This is a genomic window from Pedobacter miscanthi (assembly GCF_032678605.1).
Taxonomy (GTDB): Bacteria; Bacteroidota; Bacteroidia; order Sphingobacteriales; family Sphingobacteriaceae; genus Pedobacter; species Pedobacter miscanthi_A.
Map to the genome: position 1 here is coordinate 212,361 of NZ_JAVTSU010000007.1, position 21,984 is coordinate 234,344.

The window sequence follows — 21,984 nt, forward strand, 5'->3', positions numbered from 1 at the left end:
CCTAGCTTTTTTGGGTAAACATCGTTTTACATAAAATTAACGTTTATGAAAACGAAAAAATTAAGCGCCATCAAATTGTATCACTTCCAGGAAGTGGTACCTGAGTTTTCCCTTAAACTCTTGTTAAAGAACGTTATCTGTTCTCCATCGTAGTGTGCGTGCCGGAATTCCAGGTGTAGTTAGCCCAATGAAAAAGGGGGTGTTGTGTGAGTGCGCACTGATTCCCGGTGGGTTAATTTAAGCCTTGGTGCCAGCCCTTTATTGCTGTTAGGCAGGGGTGCACTTACTATGGTTTTTCGCAATCCCAAGGTAGGTATCTTTTTTCTAATTATCAATACGGTTTCTCGTAGCTGCGCATGTTTGTGCGATGGGCTGGCTTTTGTGTGTTTTTTAATTTCTGTTATTTTTTTTATTAATTAACCATTAGTGTATGAGCCTGTTTATGTTTTTTTCTTTTGACTGGCTTTATGCTTTGAAGCCTAAGAATCCTGTTTGAATTGGCTGGGGCCCATGGGTGTTGCTTTCCCTTTTATTTCTTTATGTTATTGGTTCTGGGGGCTTGTGGGCTTGTTTTCTTTGTGTTTTTCTTTTTTTGCTGTGTTTTTTGCAGTCTTTCTGCTGTCTGGGGTTCCGGGCGGTTTTATCAACTAACTGAGATTTTATTATGAAAAAAACGATATTTTTTATCGCTGTGGCTGTGCTTTGTCTTTTTTTTAGGGGTTTTGGGCAGTCTGGTGGTGGTGTTAGCGGTCCTTATGGGACGGCTGCGATTCGGGTGGGGGAGAAGGTTCCGGATCTGTTGTTTGTGCATGTGTTGAACGGGGATAAAAGGCCGGTTTCGCTGTCTTCTTTTAAGGGGAAGGCTGTTATCCTGGATTTTTGGGGTACTTGGTGTGGGAGTTGTATTAGCAGTTTTCCAAAGATGGAGAAGCTGCAGGAGAAGTATGGCAGGTATCTGCAGATTTTGTTTGTGGATGATTCTACGGTGGATTCGCTGGAGAATACAAGTGCTTTTGTGGAGTTGCATGAGCGTGCGGGGGAGGTGTTCTCTATTCCGATGATCTGGGACAAGGGGTTTACGCCGGTTTTGTTCCCGCATCAGAGTTACCCTCATTATGTGTGGATCGGGGCTGACCGCCGGGTTGCCGCTATTACTGATGGTACGCATTTTACGGAGGCTAATTTTGAGCGCTTTTTTGCGGGGCTGGAGCTGAATTTAAAAAGGAAGGAGTTTTAGGATGGGGGGCTGTTGGAGGTTATCGGATTTTTTTGGGAGGTATGTTTCTGTTCCGGTGTTTTGTGGTGTTTTTGTTTTGTGTGCTGTTTTCTGTTCTCCGGTTTTTGCGCAGAAGCTGGCGGTGCCGGTAAAGGTGACCGGTAGGGTGGTGGTCCCTGATGGTCTGCCCAACCAGGTGTATGTGAGGTCGAAGTACAGTGGTGCGCTGCGGACTGATTCCGTGGGCAGTTTTGAAATTATGGTGAGGGCTTTTCCGGATACCCTGCGTTTTTCGAGGTTGGATCTTTTTCCGGTGACTAGGGTGCTGCGGGGTGTGGGTGATCTTTCCGGCCCCTTGCTGGTGCGGATGATCCAGCAGGTTAAGGAGCTGGAGCAGGTGGAGATCAGTACGGGTTATCAGAAGGTGAAGCCTAATGAGACCAATGGTACGGTTTCGGTAATTGATTCCAAAATGCTCGGTGCGAGGACTGGAACAAATATCCTGGATAGGCTTTTGGGGCAGAGTTCGGGTCTGCTGTTGAATGTGGGTAAGTCGAATGCGAATCCGCAGAATAAAACGGGGATATCGGTGAGGGGGCTTGGGACAATAAACGGGCCGCTGGATCCGCTGATTGTGTTGGATGGGTTTATTTATGAGGGTGATATCAATAATATCAATCCTTTTGACATTGAGAGTGTATCGGTACTGAAGGATGCTTCTGCTTCATCGATCTGGGGTGCCAGGGCTGGGAATGGGGTGATTGTGATCAGTTCAAAAAAAGCGAGGTTGAACCAGTCGTTGAATATTTCATTTAATGCAAATGTGACGGTACGCGGCCTGCCTGATCTGGGGCAGGTGAAACAGGCTGCTGCTTCGGATGTTCTACAGGTGGAGCGCGCGCTCTTTGATCAGGGGTATTTTGATGCGAGGATCATTAATGGTTATTCTGCGCTTACTCCCGGGGTTGAGCTGTTTTTGTCACGCCGGAACGGGATGATCTCTGCTGCGCAGCTGCAGGCGGGTCTGGATGTTTTAACGGCTACGGATCTCAAAAGGGAGTGGCTGAATGAGTTTTATACCCATGCGCTCACTCAGCAGTATGGTTTAAATATCAGGGCGGGTACCGCTGGGAGTGCCCAGACTGTTACTGCCGGTTATGACCGTGGTTATGATGAGAATTATGCGGCATCCAGGAGGTTTAATCTCCGCTATGCGCAGGAAACCATGCTTACGCCAAAACTTTCGCTTTCCACTTCCATTTCCCTGACTTTCGCTTCTGGCAGCTCGGGACGCCCGGGTTATGGTTCTCAGCTGATTGCGGGCAGGGCGGGTTATGGGCCGTTGAGGGATGCCGCGGGTAATCCGGTTGCCTGGGCCCGTGAGTTTAGGTCTGCCTATACTGATACTGCGGGATTGGGAAAGTTACAGGACTGGAATTATTATCCTACCGAGGAATATAAACACGTAACTTCCACTTTTGACCGCCAGGAACTGCTCGGGTCTGCCGGTCTGCGTTATAAGGTGTTTGACTTTTTGAACGTGGAGGCGAGTTATCAGCGCCAGAAGCAGGACATGACAGCTGTCCAGACCGCTGATGCGGAGAGTTTTGCTTCCAGGAACCTTATCAATTCTTACAGCCAGCTCAACCGGGTTACCGGGGTGGTCAGGTATGTTGTTCCAAAGGGTGGCAGTCTGAGCACTGACCGCCAGGAGGTGTCTTCTTCCACGGCGAGGCTTCAGGTGAACCTGGACAAGAATATCGGTGTTTCTTCTATTGGCTTTCTTGCCGGTGCGGAAACGCGGGAATCACGGGTTGGTGGCAGTGGCGATATGTTATATGGTTATCAGGCTGATCCCCTTGTTTTTCAGGCGGTAGATTTTGTAGGCAGTTATCCTAATTTTATTACGGGAAATTCGATGCCTATACCCGGTGGCAACAGTTTGCTAGGTACACAGAACCGTTTCATCAGTTTTTATGGGAATGGGTCTTATACTTATAAGGGCAAATACAGGTTTTCAGGGAGCGTGAGGAGGGATGGTTCAAATGTTTTTGGTGCCAATACCAATGATAAATGGAAACCGCTATGGTCGGCCGGACTGGGCTGGTCTTTTTCGCAGGAGTCCTTTTATGACCTGTCCTGGCTTCCCATACTTCGTTTTACACTGACCTATGGCAGGAGCGGAAACGTTGATCTTTCAAAGACGGCGTATGCATCCGGTATTATGGGGTCCAATTCTACATCTGTTCTTCCTTTTGTTCGGATTTCCAGGATCAACAATCCGGACTTGAGATGGGAACAGCTTTCACAGGTAAACCTCAAGGCTGATTTTGCGCTCAGGGGTGACCGGCTGAAAGGAAGTATTGCTTTGTACCGCAAGCATGGTTCGGATCTTTATGGCTCTTTTCTTTATGATTATACTACGTGGGGAGCTTCTGCTGAACTTACCAGGAATGTTGCGGATATGGAGGGGAGGGGGCTGGATGCGGAGCTGCATAGCAGGAATATTTCGGGCAGGGGGTTTAACTGGTCGTCTGATCTGTATCTAAGTCTCAACAAAAATAAAACGGTAAAATATTATTCGACCAATAACAGTCTTTCGGCGCTGCTTGGCGGGGGTGGGTCGATTACCCCTGTGGTTGGTCTGCCGCTGTATTCGATTTCCGGATATAAGTGGGGCGGGCTTGACGCTTCGGGTAATCCGATGGGTTATGTGAAAGGGGTTCTGAGTACGGATTATTCGGCAATAGCGGATGAAGGCCGTTTAAGTGCTGCCAATATTGAATATGTCGGGCCTGCCAGCCCTACCTGTTTCGGATCGCTGATCAATTCGTTCAGCTTCCGCAACTTTACGGTTTCATTCAATATCAGTTATAGATTTGGGTATTTTGTTAAAAAGCGGTCTTTCGTTTCTTCGGAATTTATAGGCTCTGGGGTGCTCCATCCGGATTATTACTCAAGGTGGCAATTTCCCGGCGATGAGAAAAGGACTGACGTACCATCTTTAATGTATCCGAACGATGATCTGCGGGATAATTTTTATACCAATGCTGTGGTAAACGTTATTCCTGCTGACAATATCAGGCTGGATTATGTGAATTTGGGTTACCACATCAATGCTGAAAAATGGAGGATACCTTTTCGTACGCTCGATGTATTTGCGAATGCGGCCAATCTTGGGCTTTTGTGGAAGGCGAACCGTTTTGGGCTTGACCCTGATTATCTTGACCAGGTTAGTCAGACAAAGGGATATACCTTTGGTATCAGGGGAAGTTTTTAATCGTGGATAATAAAAAACTTAATTATGAAAATCAAAATATTTGTGGCGGTGCTGGCCTTGAGCGGTTTGACACTGCTTTGCCCGGGCTGCAAAAAGTATCTGGAACTGAAGTCGGATTCGAAACTTCTGGTTCCCGGTAAGCTTAACGAGATCCAGGGGATTCTTGATGATGTCGGTCAGATGAACAACCAAAGGAGCCCATCCTATGGTGAGGCCTGTGCGGGGGATTTTTTTATACCGGAAATAGGTTCGCTAAACCAGTTGGTCAGGGATATTTATGTGTGGAAAAAGGTGGATTACAGGTTTCCCAATGACTGGTCTGCAGGTTACCTGCCTATATATAATTCAAACCTGTGTCTGGAACTTTTAGATAAGGTGCCGAGAGATTCGAAAAATTCCCTGGATTGGGACAATGTAAGGGGATCAGCACTTTTTTTTAGGAGCTATTATTTTTACCTGTTGACTGCGCAGTTTGGCCTAGGTTATAATGCCTCGTCTTCTGAAAATGATCCGGGGATTGTGCTCCGGTTAAGCTCGGACTTTAATGTCCCCTCGGTCAGGTCCAGTGTCGGTGCCTGTCTACGCCAGACCATAAAAGATTTATCGGAAGCTTCTGAACTGCTTCCTGAGAATCCACTGGTACTCACACGTCCCTCGAAGGCGGCTGCTTATGCACAGTTGTCCAGGATTTATCTGTATATGCGTGATTACGAAAAATCCCTGATCTATGCTGATAAATGTCTAAAGATCAAATCGGCCCTAATGGACTTTAACGGTGACAGTGATATCTCGGGGATTGGGCTTAATGTGCCTTTCCGGAAGTTCAATAAGGAAATCGTTTTTTACAGCGAGATGGCCAATGGGTTTTCATTGCAGGCCCCAAGTACTGCCCGCATTGATACGCTGCTGCATGCCTCTTTTGGGGTGAATGATCTTCGAAGGGCAATCTACTTTAGGCCCAGTGGTAAATACCAGCAGTTTAAGGGAAGTTACAGTGCAAGTGCATCACTTTTGTTTACCGGACTTGCTACGGATGAGGTTTACCTCAATAGGTCTGAATGCCGTGCATGGACGGGGGATATCGGTGGGGCAATGGCCGACCTGAACCTGTTGCTGAAAAAGAGATGGAAGGGAACGGTAATCTATGACCCGGTTACGGCGGTCGATAAGGCCGGGGCATTAGCTGGCATACGTGCCGAACGTAGAAAGGAGCTGCTGATGCGCGGTCTGCGATGGGGGGATCTTAAGCGATATAATAGGGAGGGGCTGGGAATACGGTTGGAAAGGACAATTAGTGGGGTTAGCTATTTTCTCGAACCAAATGCTTCGTTCTATGCGCTTCCCCTGCCGACGGATATTATAGAGATTGCCGGCATTCCGCAGAATTAGTATTTGAATTAGGTTTAGTTAACAATCAAAGAACAGGGCCGGATGGCCCTGTCTTTGTTTTTGGCTATTTTGTTCTGTTGGATATCTCCATCAGCCCGTCAGCGGAACCTTGGACGTAGTAGGTTGCTGTTATAGTATTTGGTGCTGCGCTCAATAGGGCAGAGTTCTGTAGGACACCAGCGCTCACATAACTATTGTCGATCTGGAGCGAGCAGGGAACCTGGTCTACGTCGTTACAGGTCTGTGAATTTGTGGTGGTTGTCCAGTTGGATTCTTTTTCGACTTCCGCTTGTAGGAAACTAGGTCCATGGTAGTAAACGGTTACCGGTACACGTTTTAGGCTTGCAATGATGCCTGCTGGTTTAAATGCGGACTGGGTCAGTACCAGGGTTAGACCAAAAATAAAGGCGAATGCGCCAAAGCTGATTTTTTTTAAAGTGTTCATAGTTTAAGGGGGTTTTTACAGTGAAAAACCGGCAAAAATTTTAGGTAATGGTGTTTTGCACCGGATGTTGATTTTTATCTCCGTGCCGGTGAAGCTTCTTGACGGGCACGTGTTCTGTTCAGTCTGATTTTCCCTGCCTCCTTTCTTTTTTGGTGTATAAATAGAGTGCTAAGGTGTTTATGGTGAGAAAGAATATATTGAAGAGCAGGTGCATGCGCCATCCCAGAAACTTGAGTACGCCGCCACAGCTGCAGGGTACTTTGATGTAGTAGCCGCTGAGGATCAGTATGATATAGAGGGTGAAGATGCCCAGTAGTATCAGTGATATCTTTAGTCCGGGTTTTTGGTATTTTCTCGCGAGCAGTACTGCTGTTAGGAGTTCGGATACGGGGAGGGCTATGGTCAGGATCTTGGCTGTTGTTTCGCTGAAATGCTGGAGGTGCAGCTGGTTTTTGAAATCCGGAAAATCCATCAGCTTTGATCCCCCTGTATATACCCAGAGTATGATCAGCGGGCTGGTGATGATTTTGAGGGCTAAGTCCCTGTTTAATAATGTGTTCATTTTTTTTTTCGCTTTCTGTTTCTTAGTGTAAATCTCCGGCCTCTGTGGCTTTTTGGGCTCATATCTGGATTAGAAAATTTGGGCCGGGTGCATTTTTTTGTCTAATCTGGAATAGGTATTACCCGGTTTTGGGCAATACCTATGGTTTTATGGGGCGTTTTTTTGTGTTTTCTTTTTCTTTTTTTTTGATTTGTTTTATTTTTTTCCCCTTAATGCACTCAGGGTGTTGGGATGGATGCCCAGGAAGGAGGCCATGTCTGTAATGGATACCCTGTTTGAAAGTTCGGGCCTGAGTTTCTGTAGCTGTTGGTAACGGAGCTGGGCGGCGAGGATTTCCCTGAGGATGGTCCGTTCGATCTGGTTGAGGTAGTGTTGTCCGTGGATGTTGTTGTAGAGGTGTACAATGTGCGGGAAGATCCTGGGAAGGAAGAGATAATGCCGCTCGTTTATTGCTAATGTTGTTGTGTCCTCGAGGAAAATTATGGACAGGTCTATCGCCTTTGCGGGGGCGATCTGGTGGATATGGGGGATTGATGGCAGAAAGTCTCCTTCAAAGAAAAAATCCATGGTGTGCTCTTCGTGGGTTTCCCTGTCGGTGGAATACAGTTTGGCTGCGCCACTGGTGATGCAGCTCAGAAAGCTTTCAGGTGGGAGATTTGCTGTGATGGTCTGCTTTTTTTTGAATTCCTGGGTCTTTAAAGCCTGGGTAAGGTAGGCTTCCAGGCCGATGGGCAACTGGTCATACTTTTTTAGTGCGGTGAAGTAAAGTGCTGTTTCCATTTTCGTTTTTCCTGTAAAGAAATGTTGTTTTTGGGCTTTGTCAAGTTGCTGGATCAGCAACCCCAAGCAACCCCGATTTTCTTAAACTGGATTTTTGGGGTTTTGGGTTTATGCACTATTTTTTATTGGATGTTGGGTGGATTGGGTGGATAATTGAGGTGGTATTTGGGGTTGGCGGGCAGATTATATGGGAATTTGGCTTATTGAGGTTGACTGCCTTGGTGTTTATTGCTTTGTAGGGATGTTTTTTTGGAATTGATGGGATTGCTACAGCTTTTCCTGGGCGAGGGAAAGCATGGTTACGATTTTATCGATCACTTTTTCCAGGTCTTCTGTTGAGGCGCTATAGTAGGCGTTTTTAAAGCTTTTGGCGGAGATCCTGTCGGTTTCGTTCGTGCGGTAGTGTTTGGCGATGTATTCGTGGAGGAGTTTTGGGGTTTCGGTGATGATGATGTTGGCTTCTACCTGCAGGTGGATGAAGATGGCGAGCTGACGGACGGTGAGGGTTACTTTGTAGCGGTCGTCCAGAAGCCCGTGCTGGTGAAGATGGGCTCCAATGCTGTCCATCGAGTTTAGGTAGTCGAGTTCTGATGTGATGAATTTGAGCAGGCTGTCCTGGATTGCGGGGAGGTCCGGGTTATACTTTTGACTATTCGATGGGCTGGTCTGGTTGATGCTTTTTTTGATAAAGTTCAATGTGGTGTATTGTGCGGATATTTCTTCGCAGCGCTCAACTTCTCTGCTGAAGTAGGTGCAGCAGAATTCATAAAACAGCGGGTGGTTGTAGTTGAGGGATATCATGCGCAGGATAATATCCAGCAGTTCTATCCCGGCTTCTATTTTTTCCATCTGTTCCCTCAGCGTATCCAAAAAGGATTCCATGTAGTCCCTTTGTCCATAGGTGGTATTTTTGTGGGTGGTCATGATTTCTTTCAATGTGTTCTCTAAATTATTGATGGGCTGTTTGGGGTTTTTACGGGAGCTGATGATCTGTATCAGGTGGGTTGCTTTTTCTTCAATCCTGGCGCTTGTCTGTTGGGCCAGTGATCTGGGAAGCATCGCCTGGTAATTGAAGTAGGCAGGGAAATATTTTTGAAGGTCCAGGCTTAGGTTTTCTGCTGAGTGCAGTAGGATTTCAATGATTTTTTTTCTGCTATTTTCTTCTTTATGGTCGGATAATGTTTCTTCCAGTCTTTCGATCATAATATGGATTGCCTGTTGGTGTTGGTGGATGTACTGCTGGGTTTTTGCGGGATCCATTTGTGGGGTACTGTTCTGTAGGGCGATGAGGATACGGTCGGATTCCAGTTTGATCTCTGACTTAAGTGCTTCAATGCTGATGCTTTCGGTCTGATCAATATGGATGGTCTGATCGAATATCTGGTGGTAGGTGAAGAGTTCGAAATTCATTTTTTTTTATTTTAAGGGGGCTGCTTAAAATAAAATTCCGCTGCCTGTTTTTTTTATGTCCGTGGTGAAGTGGGGTGTTCCCGTGGTGAAATAGTGTTTTTTGCAGGAATTCTTTTTCTGATGTGCTGTTTTTTATGGGGTTATGCATTTTTATGATGTGTTGGTTGCTGGTTTGAGCAACCCTGCAGCAACTTGACAAGTGTTGGTAAAATTGTTTTATTTGCCGCTGTAGATGCTTTTTTCGATGTATGCCGGGTATTTTGATGTTTTGTTTTTGAGGATGTCCTTGTTCGGGTTGCTGTAAGTTCCGCTCTTTGATATTGGGGACGGATTAAGCTTTGATGTTGACATTTAAACCTATCGTTCCAATGAATAAAATTGATGCGCTGTTGGATGTTCTGTCCAAAATCTACCAGATATTGGTTCTGGTTTACAATAGTAAGTACCATGGCAGCCTTGTGTTTGATGAGGATCCGCAGATGGACCGCCAGGAGGTGAAGGATTATCTGGGGATCAGTGAGAGTACTTATAAACGCAAGGTCAAGGAAGGGGTATTGAAGCCGCAGAAACTTCCCGGTGGGGATAAGTATTATAAGAGCCAGTTGCTCGGTGAGTTTAAGGAAAGCAGGAGAAGAGGCCGGGTTTGATTTATCGATTTAAAATAAGGTTCAGATCAGTACTACGGAGAAAACGGTCCGTTTATGGCAATTCCTTGTCCTGATTTAAAATAGCTTTTCCAATAGAGCATGTTTTCCTTTATATTAAGGTTCAATCAAGGTCATACGGCAAAAGCGAAGTATACAATTGGAATGAAAACCGGTACACTTTTAGGGAAAACCAAGCATGATCGGATTATCCATCAATTGGGGTAAACCCTCCATTTCTGTGAAATTGTTTTGGGATTAAATTGCGGAACATAATGTAAAAGAAACAATCATCTAAGATAACCCATTATTTGTGGGTACTGAATTAACCAATATGAAAAACGCTCATTCAAATCCCCAGTTTTTAATTAGAAAGCAGCATTGGCCTTATAGCTTTGGTATTCCGATTTGATTATTTGTAGGATAGGTCTTGAGCGCTTGTGAAATGGAAAGCTGTTGTATTTACCTGCTGAAGTTTGTAAACAGGGTTTGGTTATGGCCGTGCTCTATTTTAAGATCAAAAATAGCTTCGCGGAGAAAAAAATACAGGATTGTTGTCTCGCATTTTATCTGCGCTGGCAATACTGCGTATGATGCTCCATAATGACCACTTACCTACACCTTATAAAAATTGCCTTTTGCACTCGTTTATAACAATGGTAAATTGAACATATTGGCTGTGCAGGCTGTCCGGAAATTATATACCTAGAAATTAATGAAAAAAAATAATATCGGTAGGCTAATGTTTTATAGTTTGATGTCAACTATTTTAACTGTTGGTGCTTTTGCGCAGGAACTGCCCAAGATTCGCATAAATCCGGCGCAGGCTTACGGGGGTACGGTTTCGGAGTATTTTGAGAAGGTTGAATACATTCCTTTAGAGACAAGCAAAAAATGTATGCTGGGATATGTGACCAGGCTTATTGTGACAGATAGCAGTTTTGTTGTGTATGATGCAGATACCCATAGTGTATATTTTTTCACCTTGCTGGGTAAGTTTATCACAAAGATAAAAGGCAAAGCAGAGAGTGTGGGAGAAAATATAGAGTTTAACAATAACTTAAATTGTATCGAGTTTTCGCGTGGGGCCAGGTCTTCCCATACCCGGGAAAAGAAGTATTATAGTAAATCGGGTAAATTGATCGATAATAATAATGAAGCACCCAGCTCTTCGAAAAATCCCGAAATGCTTCCGTTTGGGAATGGCTATTTTGCATTAGCGAACGGCTGTTTTATTCCCAATTTAAAAAGTGTAAAAGACAGCATTGTATACCGCCTTGAGACCTATAAAAATGATATTCTGTATAAGTCATTATTGCCGGTCAACCAAAAGGAAAACGAGGCAATCTGCGCTATTAATGGTTTTTTAATGTTACCTGAAAGGGTAGACGGAAATGCGTTTTATATTTCTACTCCCCTGGATTATAAGGTTTATCATGTGGATAAGGATGATGCAAAGCCGGTATTCCAATTTGTGTTCCCCCGGGAAAGGGTTTTTGCAAAGGAAATATTGACATCGCATGACAAGGAGCTGATAAAGGCTACTGCAGAGAAATATTTCCTGAATCCAGATCCTCTGAAAATTATGAACGTATCAAATATTTTTTATAAAGGTGATAATTTGTTTTTCAAGATAAACCCTAGGGTCTATGTTTCAAGCGGGGGATCGGAAATTGAGCACCAGTATAATTTTATTTTTAATACCACTACTGAGAAACTGGTTTCGTTAGAACGCCTCGTTGGGGACGGAAGTAATTATTTTTTGCCTATTTTCAATGAAAGGATGAAGGTTGAGGGGCTTAATGAATTCGAAAAAGGTGTTTACTACTCCAATATTTCATCTTTTAATATGTTTGCTTCATTGGAGGCGACAAAGGATAAAAAGCCGCAGTACCCAGCTACCTTGCAGGACTATTTTAAAACCCAGAACCGAAAAAGTAATCCCGTTATTGTGCGGATGAAGTTGAAGGAGTAAAATCCGTGGCATTATTATCTGATAGGCTTATCATCCGGAAGAAAATTAAGAGTGATAAGGTGGTGAGGATGATTTTTCGCTCGGCGTTTAATGCTGGTGGTTTATCTGCTTTTTTTTAAGGTCTTTAATTTCAATTCGTGTAGCTATCCCGTTATGTATATTTTTTCCTTCTGGTCTCTGTTGGGTAAACCGTATGGCTTGCGCGTTAATTTTAACCCGTTTTATGGTATAAGAATATAAAAACATTCAATGAAGTTTAGAATTTACTTGAAATATATACTGCTGTTATTGATTTCTCTGATCTGGACAGATATCACAATTGCCCAGTCCTGGGGAAACGATGACAAGGAAATTGAGGTGAAGATTCGTCCCGATACCCTCAGATCAATATTGGGATCGATAAAGGGAAGGGTAAAGGACAGTACTTATAAATATGTATTGAGCAGCGCAACGGTTTCTGTTTATAAAAATATTGATTCCAGCCTTTTGAAATTTGTTCTGCCTAATAATTTTGGCGAATTCAGCATAGGGAAATTACCTCTAAATACACCATTAAAGCTCATCATTACCCATGTAGGGTATACGCCTTATAAAAAGATATTCAATCTTCATGCAGATAAAAGTACAATAGACTTCGATTGGATCTATATGTTCCAGAGCAGTGATCAGTCAAATAACTTAGAGGATGTAAATATAACAGCCCAAGCGCCTGTGCGTATGAACGGGGACACCCTGGAGTTTAATCCCAAGGCTTTTAAACTGGATGTCAATGCAACAACGGAAGATCTGATCAGGGTACTGCCGGGGATGGTTGTCTGGGGAGATGGTGATATTACCTATAACGGTAAGAAAATAAATTCTCTACTGGTTGATGGTAAGCCTTTTATGGGTGGTGATTTTACCGCTGCTACCCAGAACCTGCCTAAAGAAGTACTGGATAAGGTGCAAATATATAGCCGTCCAAATGAAAAAAACCCACTTGATTCTACCTTAAATGCCAACCTTAAATTAAAAGATGATAAAAAAAACGGCTACTTCGGTAAATTAAGTGCTGGATATGGCACCAAAGATAGGTTTGCCGCACATGGCATGCTTGGCGTTTATAATAAAAAACTACAGATAAATACTGTTGGAGCATCCAATAATGTCAACAGGACTGCGGATGATATCAATACTTTGATCCGGTTCAATAGTTTTAAAGGGGATGGGAACAATATGGATTACCAACCTGATTTTAAAAGGGCAGGTATCAATTTCAGTACGGTCGCAGCTACGAGGTTACAATATGACTTCATACCGGAGCTTAGCGATAGGAAAAGCCGTAGGCTTACGGTTGATTATTTTTTTAAGAATAACAACGAAACTATAGAAAATACCATACTTAATAATATTATTTTAAAAACTGATAGTATTTTAAGTAATAGTGTTACCAGCCAGAATAAAAATATCGGCACAAGTAACAATATTTCAGTTAACTATGCCCATCAGGACAAAATTTTCGATCTTACCATTTCGGGTGATGCAAATATAGGTCAGGCTAATAATACTGGCCAGAATATAGGTGTGCAGACCCGAACGGGGACCATTGGGCAACTGGGTAACCATAAGAGTTTGATAACCAGTCAGGACTTATATAGGAAAATCGTGTTTTCCGCTCAGTTCAATTACCAAAAGGAGCATTTGGATATTGATGGGAAGAAAAAAAGAAAAAAGAGCCTGTTGGACAATTTTAGCCTTGGTTATGGACTGGCCTACGATGGGCACAGAAATGAGCTTAACAACTGGTCTTCGATATTGTCCGCTGTCGATCCCGGGGCAGACAAGTTTTTCGATAGGCAGTACGATCGGGAAAGCATAAATATGTCACATACGTTTAATATAACGTATCCAAATTTAAGAAAATTATTATTTGGTTTCGGGAATCTGGCAGGAATCAAGATGAATTTAAGCGGTACTTTAGCTTTCAATAAAAACGATATAAATGATCTGGTATCTGATGTCGTTACCAGTTCGCAGCAAAGGGAGACAAATCTGAATTTGACCAATATTCGCAGCGAAAGGGTACAGGATATACAGCCCGAATTGAATTTTAGTAAAAATTTTTATAATGGGCTTACCAACAGGTATAACAAAAGTCTTGATATTTCGGTTTCAGCTAAAGTACAATATTATGGCTGGCAAAGTTTAGCTGCCCAAAGCCAGCAAAATCTTGGTTACCAATATCACAATTTTATCCCTAACTCATCGATAAGTTACAATAACCATCAGTATGGACGTTTCGAGATAAAAAGTGCATTAAATTTTAATACCTATGTAAATTACCCCAGTGTCGATCACCTTGCCCCGCTTGTAGATAGCGCCAATGTCTGGTACATCCCAAAAGGTAACCTGGCGGTAAAGCCAGAATACATAAAAAGTTTTGCCTGGAAAACCAGCCTGGAAAGCAGGAAATCAAAAAATCCTTACCAAATAGATTTCAGCCTGGATGGTAATTTTTCTGATAACAAAATATCAGACAGTGTTTTTTACGACATCATTGGCCGGATGATAAATTATAAAGTAAACATACAAGGAAATAAATATTGGCACATGGGCACTTATTTTAGAAAATCTTACAGCCCCAATAAAATTAATACTTACCGTTTTAATATTTGGTACAACCATTATAGTTATCATACTCCCCTTTATCTGGATGCAAACTTGATAAGTTCAAACAATCAAAATAACAATTTTGATGTAGAGTTATCCTATAGTTTTTTGGATATAGTAAATATAAATGTCAAAGAAGGTTTAAGTTTATACAAAAATGTGCAAACATCAAGTGACAGCCAGTACAGTGGACAAAATAACTATACACGCTTTAGTGGCAGCTTGCAACTTCCGAAAAATCTGACATGGAGTACTAATGTTGATTTGAATACCAATAAAGCTGAAAACCAATCCACTGTAAATTATACCATTTGGAATGCCAGCCTGACTTACCGCTTTATGCGGGGGGAAAACTTTGAAATTAAGTTGTCTGCTTTGGATTTGTTAAAGCAAAACAAAAATGTGGTTAATATCACCAATAGAAACGTCCAAACATTTGGTTTTAATAATGTATTACAACAGTATTTTATGTTTGGTTTAGCCTATTATCCGCGTAAATTCGGCCGGTAAATGGTAAATACCGATAGGGGTTTATTCTATTGGAAACCGGTACTTTGATATGGGGATTTTTCATATATTCGTTTTCCTGCTCTCATATCCAGTCGTACGGTAGTTTCTTTATCTAAATTAATATATGCCGCTATTAACGGAGTTTATGTAGGCAGTGCCAGTTGTAACTCAAGGCCGGAAGCTTACCAGTCAGATTTTTTGTTTCATGGATTTCCGGTCTGATTGTGGGTGTTGATTTGGTTTGCTGGTTTGGAACGGCCCAATTGTAATTTTAATGAGCAATATTTTTGATTGATACTGAATGAATGATTATAATTTTTCCACGCTGAATGATAAGGAATTTGAACTTCTTGCACTTGATGTGCTCAATAAGGGATTTGATCTCGGGCTGAGGAGCTTTAAGGATGGGAAGGATAAGGGGATTGATCTAAGATATGCCAGTAGTGATAACAATAATAAAATTGTTGTTCAGGTAAAACATTATAATCATTCCAAGTATGCTCAGCTGAAATTTACACTGTTGCACAATGAGCTTCCCAAGGTGCTTAAACTTAAACCTGATAGGTACATTGTCGTTACTTCTTTGCCGTTGACGCCTGGGCAGGCTGATGAAATCAAAGAATTAATGTCCCCATTTATTTTAACCGCTGATGATGTTATCGGCCATTCTACTATAAATGATATCCTTAGGAATTATCCGGAGATTGAGGAGAACCATTTTAAATTGTGGTTTTCGAGTACATCGGTATTAAAATCGATATTGAATAATGCTGTGGAGGGTAGGACTAGGGCTTATGTGGATAAGATACAAGCTCGCATCAAGTATTATGTGCTGACAAAAAAATTGGACGAGGCGGCAGAGATTCTGGACAGGGAGAAACTTCTGCTGATTTCCGGGCAGCCGGGCATAGGAAAATCAACACTGGCCGATGTGCTTTTTTTTGCAAGGGCCAGGGCGGGGTATAAAATATTCAAGGTTTATAATATTGAGGAGGCTGAGCGGGCTATCTCAAGGGATGATGAAGAAAAGCAGTTGTTTTATTATGATGATTTCTTGGGTGAGATTTATTATCTTGTGACTACGGGCAGCCAACATGAGGCAGCACTTGCTGCCTTTGTGGATAGAATCAAGGCGACGCCCAACAAGTATCTTGTGCTCACCACCCGGACTGTTATCCTTTCGCAGGCGGCCCAGCGGTCTGAAAAAATCAGTAACTCTGATATTTCGGGGCTTCAGTTTGAGCTTCGGCTTGATGATTATTCGGATTATGAGAAGGGCCAGATTCTTTATAACCACATTTACACCAGGGGACTCAGTGGGCAGGCGATATCGGCGATCACCACGGATAAGTTTTACAAGAAAATCATTGCGCACCGAAACTATACGCCCCGTATCATCGAGAGCATTACAAAACCAGTTACGGTCAATACCCTTGGCCTGGAGGCGTACCGGGATTTTATGCTTGCCAACCTTGATAATCCCGAAAAAATCTGGAGCAGTTCATTTTTTAACCAGATCAGCTATTTCGATCAGCGGTTGTTGCTCACGCTTTTCACACGCCCTTATGGGATGAAGGATGTCCATTTGAGAAGTGCCTTTGAAAGCAGGCTGGCTTATGAGAAAAGTGAGAATAACCAGGTTATAAAGGCGAACCATTACAATGATTCAATTATCAGCTTGTTGAAAGGTTTTATCACCTCGTCTTTTGTCAAGGAAAGGGTTTTTATGGAAGAGGATATTATCGTACGGGAATTTAAGCTGATCAACCCTTCGCTTTCGGACTACCTTGCTGCTTATCTAAAGGATTCTTATCAGGAAAAAAAAGGTGTCCTCGCCAGTATTGTGTATCTGGAGCAGCTCAAGCTTTTTGATGTGGAAAATAGTCCCTTGGTACTGGAGAAAGAGTTGCAGGAGATTCTCAAAGATCGTATTGCTTCTGGTGCAGTACAGTCGCTTGACCAGTACAGGGAATATAGCAGTAATGGATCAATACTTGAAGTATTGTGCAGGCACTGCCGCGATATTTCAGTTGACGGGCTGCTGTTGGATTATCTGCGCAGGATCGATTTTTCTTCTTCGGTATGGTGGGTTAGGGAAAACCTGATGTATGTGCTGGAAAATATCGGGGACTCCCCAATGACAAGGGCGTTCATCGTTGAGAATTTTTTTGTGATCATAGAGGCGCTGATCAAATCGATTGACGAGCAGTCGCTGGCAAAAAAAATCCCAGTGGTTTTCGAAATATATGGATTGGATTATCAGGACTATAAAAGCTCTGATCATGGGAACGGTCTGGTAATGGGGATGTTGGAAGGAACTTCCGAAAAAAGGGAGAAGTTGTCTAAAATGGTCTGGGAGGATTCGGTAAAGGACATTTCAATGGTCAATGGCATTTATTCGCAATTGAAGGAGCAGCATGAGAGCCTGGCAAAGATACTTTTGGGATCTTCTGAAGAATACAATAACCATAAGGAACCGGACTTGAAGTTTTGGGAAGTAAAAGTTCAGACAAATCTGGCAAGGAAAAATGCTGAGCTTGAACAACCGGGGTCTGCTTTGTTCAAGGATCCAAAACTGAACCCTGCGCAGCAGGTCAGGGCCATAGATCTTCTTTTTAGTACAGCTGGATGGGACCTGGGTGTGATAGGAACCGGTTCAGAGGATGGTGAGTAACAATCCGAAATCCATTACTTACGGGACAGAAGAATCATGATTTTTAAGCTTTAATTGTAATATATTATAATAAAATTGGTCTACATTTAGCACTTTAAGGAATGTTGTTTTAGGTTCTATCTATCAATCGATTCCAACACTATTTTATCAATATTAATTTAACTCTCTTAAAAATGAATATTTTAACTGATATTATCACCTGGGCAGAAACCAAGTCAAAATTCTGGCAGACAGGTATCGATATGCTGATCCGGAACAATACCCTGACTGCTGCTGATATTGGCCATCTCAAGGAAATCTGCCGTTCTGAGGTAGGCTTATCGAATAAAACATTCCCTGCGGTCGATTTTGCTTCCCTGCGGGCTTTTGTAAACCATGCTTCTTCGGATAAGGATATTATTATCAGTAAGATCCATAATATAGATAATATAAATGCGCTTTCTTTGGGTAGCTCGCTCGATTTTGCGGATAAAGGAATGACTGTTGTATACGGGGATAATGGTGCAGGTAAATCCAGTTTTGTCAGTATTTTGAAACATGTCTGCAATACCCGTGGCCAGAAACCGTCGATAAATGATAATGTCTATGATGTGTTGAGCAAGGGTAAGGACAAAAAAGCGGATGTGGAATATTCTGACGATGGTACGGTATTTCTTTCGGTGTCCCTTGTCAATGGAAAAGTTAGTGGGGATGCACTCAAAGGGGTTGATGTCTTTGATACCTCCAGTGCACATCATTATATCGCGGGTGAGGATGAGATTGCTTTTATTCCCCAGGGACTTTCTTATGTGGAAAAGCTGTCTGCTGTCCTGCAGCAGATAGACAGGGAATTCAATGCTGAAATCGTGCAGTTGAACGGCTCAAAATTTGATATTTCCCTGCTTGGGATCGATGAAAATTCAGCTGCCGGCAAATTTTTGTCTTCAATCAATAAGAATACTACTTTAGATGATCTTAGAAGTTCAGGTACATGGAACTTGGTTTTGGCTGCCCGTGAGAAGGAACTTGAAACGATCATTGCAACCTTGAGGGCGACTGATCCCGAGAAAACCATAGTGACAAATGCGGCTAAGATCACGCGTTATAAGGTACTGAAAGACAAGTTTGATGCTTTGGAGTCTGTTTTGATCTCCCAGGATAAACTTGATGGGATCGTAAGCACCGTAAATACGTTTCTTACCACCCAGGAAACGCTCCGCCTTTCTTCGGAAGGTGCTTTTTCAGGCCTTCCTATTGCAGGTGTAGGAGGGGATTCCTGGAAGCAGTTATGGGAAAGTGCGCGTAAATTTTATAACGGGGACCAGAGCCCGGGTGAATTCCCTGAAACGGGTGAGGACAGTAAGTGCCCATTGTGCTTCCAGGACTTAAGTGCTGATGCAAAGGCGCGTTTTTTGGGATTTGAGAACTTTGTTCAGCATGATACCCAGCAAAAACATAATAAGGCTAAAATCACTTACGATGCGCTGGTAAAGCAAATAAATGCAGTTTCTTTTGATTTTACAGATCAGGAGCCGACCTCTACTGAACTGGAGGGGGCGCTGAACGGTTACCAGGCTGCGCAGGTTGTATATCTTAGGGAACTTGAAGCCCAGCGCAATGCGCTGATAGCCGGAATAACCGCAGGGAAAAAGTTTGATGCATTAAAGGCGCCGGTCCTGACTGAAAATAGTAAGACCAGGATAGATGAGGAAATTACGAAGCTTGACAAGGATATAGAGGAACTGAAGACCCAGTCGATCACCGATCTCATTGCTACAAATGAAAAGGCTCTTGATGAACTCAGGAACAGTAAAAAGATCTTTGACTATAGGCCAAAACTGGCCAGGGAAATCTATAGGCAGAAGAAGGTTGGCCTGCTGGCCACATGCTCTGCTCAATGTGCAACCCGTACGGTTACCACTTTGAGCAATCAGCTTGCCTCGACCTATGTTACGCAGAACCTGAGGGAGAAGTTTCAGGAAGAGCTTAAGGGGATGGGGTTTCGCAACATTAAAATTGAAACTGAAACTAAAGGTGTTAAAGGCAAGCAGTATCACTATCTGCGCCTGAATGAACCTAATGCAAATGGGGTGGCCTTGAAGGATATCCTTAGTGAGGGGGAACATAGATGCATTGCGCTTTCCACTTTTCTATCCGAACTGACGCTCTCTGAGCACAAGAGCACTATAATTTTTGATGATCCGGTAAGTTCGCTTGATCATAAGTGGCGGGACAAGATTGCAAAGCGTATCGTAACGGAAGCGAAAATACGACAGGTTATTGTATTTACCCACGACATTACTTTTTTATTGATGTTACAGGAACACTCTGAAAAACAGGGAAGTGATCTTGATATCAAGAGTTTGACAAGGAAAAAACAGGAAACAGGTATTATTGCGGTGAATCCGCCGTGGGATGCCCTGCCGGTGGGAAAGAGAATCGGTATTTTAAAAAACCAGTACCAACAACTCGAAAAAATCGAGCGCACGCAGACTGAGGAAGTTTACCGTGTAAATGTTCAGCATCTTTACGGTAAACTGAGGGAAACCTGGGAACGTTTTGTAGAGGAGGTATTGCTGAACGGTGCGATTCAGCGGTTTGGAAGAGAGATCCAGACCCAACGGTTGTCCAAGATTACAGATATCACTGATATGGATTATCAAAAGGTAGATGAGAATATGGGTAAGTGTTCAACTTATTTTTTAGGCCATGATTCTGCTGGCACACTCATGCAGGAGCCGCCACCTTCATCAGAATTTTTGGAGGATCTAACGGCTTTGGAGACTTTGATAACTGACATCAGGAAAAGACGTAAGTAGGATAATTATTAAATAACTCGATTTTTATAACTTTTATTTTAAATAAATGAGCCGGTCCAAACCCAACCTCATGACTGAGCCGGTGAGCTCATTTTCAAGAGATATTGATTATTTTTATAAGTCTGGCCTTATCTATAGGCTGACCCTGGCTGAACTTGGAAGAGCATTTCTTGAACGTTATTTCGGTTGGAAGAAAGAAAAAGGATTTGAGGAGATCAGATCGCTATATCTGAAAAACACGAAGGAAAAAGGCGAAGAGGTTCCCCGGGATGAGACTGCTTTTTTTGAAAAAATTACAAATATTTTTTTTGATTATGATAGAGAGCTTGGTAAGATCCTTGTAGAACAGTTTCAAATGGCCTCATTCCATCTTAAGGAAATTGATGGGAGGATTAAGAAAATTGAAAACCAGCTCAATGATATTAACGCGGCTAAGGATTCCAAAAGATCACAATCCGATAAACCGGTGTTAAGCTATTATCTGAATCTGAACCAACAGGCACGGGAGCAGGTGATCCATTTCCTTAAAGACGATATATTTTTCTATTCCCGTCAACAGGCGGATTCACTTTCCAGGGGAAGTTTTTTAAACTCTATTCCTTATGGGTACGCCTGGAATCCTGCAAGATACGAAGTGAGTTATCCGACGTTGATCAGTAATAAATTTGGCGAATTTGTTTTACGCTATTATAAGAACGTGGAAAGAATGTTCGACAGTGATAAGCCTGCTTTTTAGCTTTTTTTGAAATCCTACATTTCGGATGAAGGGGTAATAAATGAACTTGAGGAAGAATGCCGACTGAATCATTTTTTTTATTCCAGGCAGGAAACGATCCAGGAGGCTTTGGCAGGTTACCGGGACAATAAAAGAATTCTTTTTTCCAGTATAGCCATGACGATCATAGAAGGGATTTTTCATGATATATGTATCGCGCTCGGAACCTCGGAAAATGAAGTATTGGGCATGGGCTTTCAGGAAAAAGTCAACATCATGAAAAAGTACTTGGATTACCATTTCAACCACGAATATTATTCTTTTAAGTTCCGTTTGCTAAGAAATAAGGTTGCCCATGGACTCATGGATGCAGCGGAGGCCACTGAAATCACCGATCTTATATTACTGGATGTCAGGGATGCAGCGAAGTTGAGCAGATCGATGCAGATTCCGCTGAACCAAAAGAAATTCTTTTTACATCAGGCACTCAAGGAAGGAAAAAAAGGCGACTTCAGGTACCTGATCGCCTTTGTACTAATGAAAAAGACAGCAGTTCCTGAATTTTATGGTTTAGTGGATGATGAACAAAAAACTCCTGAACTGGTAGGTTCACCTGAATTCTGGGATATTATCGATGTGTTCAAAAACGGAGTGGCTATGGAAAAGGCTATGGTTTATTCCTTGTTGAAAATACTTAAGGATCATCCACTGTTTGATACAACCGATATTAAGGAAAAACGGGTAAGTGGCTTACATGGCTCTTTTAAGAATCTCCCGGTATTTGACTTTGATAAATTTATTGAGCCACTTACTAATTATATTTCATAGGGCCTGAAGAACCGGATACGAAAAGATCTTGCAGAAATAATAAGTAAGGCACTTTTTTTAGCATATAAAAGAACATTAGGTCATTTTAACTGATTATACCAAGGTAGGA

Annotated in this window: 14 protein-coding genes; 10 read left to right on the plus strand and 4 right to left on the minus strand. The window is 42.6% G+C overall.

All coding sequences use genetic code 11. From position 1 onward, the window contains the following. Positions 1-664 precede the first annotated feature (664 nt). The 3 genes from R2R28_RS12610 (at position 665) to R2R28_RS12620 (ending at position 5,885) form a co-directional block, all read left to right on the plus strand. Positions 665-1,237: a TlpA disulfide reductase family protein gene (locus tag R2R28_RS12610; protein ID WP_316826046.1), complete on the plus strand. Its 573-nt coding sequence runs from the start codon at positions 665-667 to the stop codon at positions 1,235-1,237. Between the two features lies 1 nt (position 1,238). Next, the gene (locus tag R2R28_RS12615) at positions 1,239-4,496 is read left to right on the plus strand and encodes a SusC/RagA family TonB-linked outer membrane protein (protein ID WP_316826047.1); all 3,258 of its coding nucleotides are present in this window, start codon (positions 1,239-1,241) and stop codon (positions 4,494-4,496) included. A 66-nt stretch (positions 4,497-4,562) separates the two neighbouring features. Further along, positions 4,563-5,885, plus strand: a complete 1,323-nt coding sequence (locus tag R2R28_RS12620) for a RagB/SusD family nutrient uptake outer membrane protein (protein ID WP_316826048.1) — start codon at positions 4,563-4,565, stop codon at positions 5,883-5,885. Between the two features lie 64 nt (positions 5,886-5,949). On the opposite strand, the gene R2R28_RS12625 is transcribed toward R2R28_RS12620, so the two are convergent. From R2R28_RS12625 to R2R28_RS12640, 4 genes are all read right to left on the minus strand, one after another. Then, positions 5,950-6,330: a hypothetical protein gene (locus R2R28_RS12625; RefSeq protein WP_316826049.1), complete on the minus strand. Its 381-nt coding sequence runs from the start codon at positions 6,328-6,330 to the stop codon at positions 5,950-5,952. 118 nt (positions 6,331-6,448) lie between these two features. After that, positions 6,449-6,892 carry a MauE/DoxX family redox-associated membrane protein gene (locus R2R28_RS12630; RefSeq protein WP_316826050.1) on the minus strand — a complete coding sequence of 148 codons (444 nt, stop codon included), beginning with the start codon at positions 6,890-6,892 and terminating at the stop codon, positions 6,449-6,451. A 195-nt stretch (positions 6,893-7,087) separates the two neighbouring features. Then, positions 7,088-7,672 carry a hypothetical protein gene (locus tag R2R28_RS12635; protein ID WP_316826051.1) on the minus strand — a complete coding sequence of 195 codons (585 nt, stop codon included), beginning with the start codon at positions 7,670-7,672 and terminating at the stop codon, positions 7,088-7,090. A 267-nt stretch (positions 7,673-7,939) separates the two neighbouring features. Further along, on the minus strand, positions 7,940-9,082 hold the full coding sequence (locus tag R2R28_RS12640; protein WP_316826052.1) for a hypothetical protein: 1,143 nt from the start codon (positions 9,080-9,082) through the stop codon (positions 7,940-7,942). Positions 9,083-9,450: 368 nt separating this feature from the next. Here R2R28_RS12640 and R2R28_RS12645 point away from each other — a divergent pair, with 368 nt between their 5' ends. The 7 genes from R2R28_RS12645 (at position 9,451) to R2R28_RS12675 (ending at position 21,875) form a co-directional block, all read left to right on the plus strand. Continuing rightward, complete coding sequence (locus R2R28_RS12645; RefSeq protein ID WP_316826053.1) at positions 9,451-9,729, plus strand: DNA-binding protein; 279 nt, start codon at positions 9,451-9,453, stop codon at positions 9,727-9,729. 712 nt (positions 9,730-10,441) lie between these two features. Beyond that, entirely contained in the window at positions 10,442-11,701 is a 1,260-nt protein-coding gene (locus tag R2R28_RS12650) for a 6-bladed beta-propeller (RefSeq protein WP_316826054.1), read from the plus strand. 249 nt (positions 11,702-11,950) lie between these two features. Continuing rightward, complete coding sequence (locus R2R28_RS12655; protein ID WP_316826055.1) at positions 11,951-14,860, plus strand: TonB-dependent receptor; 2,910 nt, start codon at positions 11,951-11,953, stop codon at positions 14,858-14,860. Positions 14,861-15,161: 301 nt separating this feature from the next. Then, entirely contained in the window at positions 15,162-17,534 is a 2,373-nt protein-coding gene (locus R2R28_RS12660; RefSeq protein WP_316826056.1) for a restriction endonuclease, read from the plus strand. 173 nt (positions 17,535-17,707) lie between these two features. Then, positions 17,708-20,332 carry an AAA family ATPase gene (locus tag R2R28_RS12665; RefSeq protein ID WP_316826057.1) on the plus strand — a complete coding sequence of 875 codons (2,625 nt, stop codon included), beginning with the start codon at positions 17,708-17,710 and terminating at the stop codon, positions 20,330-20,332. Between the two features lie 46 nt (positions 20,333-20,378). Beyond that, a complete protein-coding gene (locus tag R2R28_RS12670; RefSeq protein ID WP_316826058.1) occupies positions 20,379-21,068 on the plus strand; it encodes a hypothetical protein in 690 nt (229 codons plus the stop codon). Positions 21,069-21,074: 6 nt separating this feature from the next. Further along, complete coding sequence (locus R2R28_RS12675; protein WP_316826059.1) at positions 21,075-21,875, plus strand: hypothetical protein; 801 nt, start codon at positions 21,075-21,077, stop codon at positions 21,873-21,875. Positions 21,876-21,984 lie beyond the last annotated feature (109 nt).

What these genes read in the sequence shown, in the direction of transcription:
- R2R28_RS12640 (WP_316826052.1), bottom strand. Translation starts at nt 9,082, where the DNA reads ATGAATTTCGAACTCTTCACCTACCACCAGATATTCGATCAGACCATC.
- R2R28_RS12670 (WP_316826058.1), top strand. Translation starts at nt 20,379, where the DNA reads ATGAGCCGGTCCAAACCCAACCTCATGACTGAGCCGGTGAGCTCATTT.
- R2R28_RS12615 (WP_316826047.1), top strand. Translation starts at nt 1,239, where the DNA reads ATGGGGGGCTGTTGGAGGTTATCGGATTTTTTTGGGAGGTATGTTTCT.
- R2R28_RS12665 (WP_316826057.1), top strand. Translation starts at nt 17,708, where the DNA reads ATGAATATTTTAACTGATATTATCACCTGGGCAGAAACCAAGTCAAAA.
- R2R28_RS12650 (WP_316826054.1), top strand. Translation starts at nt 10,442, where the DNA reads ATGAAAAAAAATAATATCGGTAGGCTAATGTTTTATAGTTTGATGTCA.
- R2R28_RS12655 (WP_316826055.1), top strand. Translation starts at nt 11,951, where the DNA reads ATGAAGTTTAGAATTTACTTGAAATATATACTGCTGTTATTGATTTCT.
- R2R28_RS12645 (WP_316826053.1), top strand. Translation starts at nt 9,451, where the DNA reads ATGAATAAAATTGATGCGCTGTTGGATGTTCTGTCCAAAATCTACCAG.
- R2R28_RS12630 (WP_316826050.1), bottom strand. Translation starts at nt 6,892, where the DNA reads ATGAACACATTATTAAACAGGGACTTAGCCCTCAAAATCATCACCAGC.
- R2R28_RS12625 (WP_316826049.1), bottom strand. Translation starts at nt 6,330, where the DNA reads ATGAACACTTTAAAAAAAATCAGCTTTGGCGCATTCGCCTTTATTTTT.
- R2R28_RS12660 (WP_316826056.1), top strand. Translation starts at nt 15,162, where the DNA reads ATGAATGATTATAATTTTTCCACGCTGAATGATAAGGAATTTGAACTT.
- R2R28_RS12610 (WP_316826046.1), top strand. Translation starts at nt 665, where the DNA reads ATGAAAAAAACGATATTTTTTATCGCTGTGGCTGTGCTTTGTCTTTTT.
- R2R28_RS12635 (WP_316826051.1), bottom strand. Translation starts at nt 7,672, where the DNA reads ATGGAAACAGCACTTTACTTCACCGCACTAAAAAAGTATGACCAGTTG.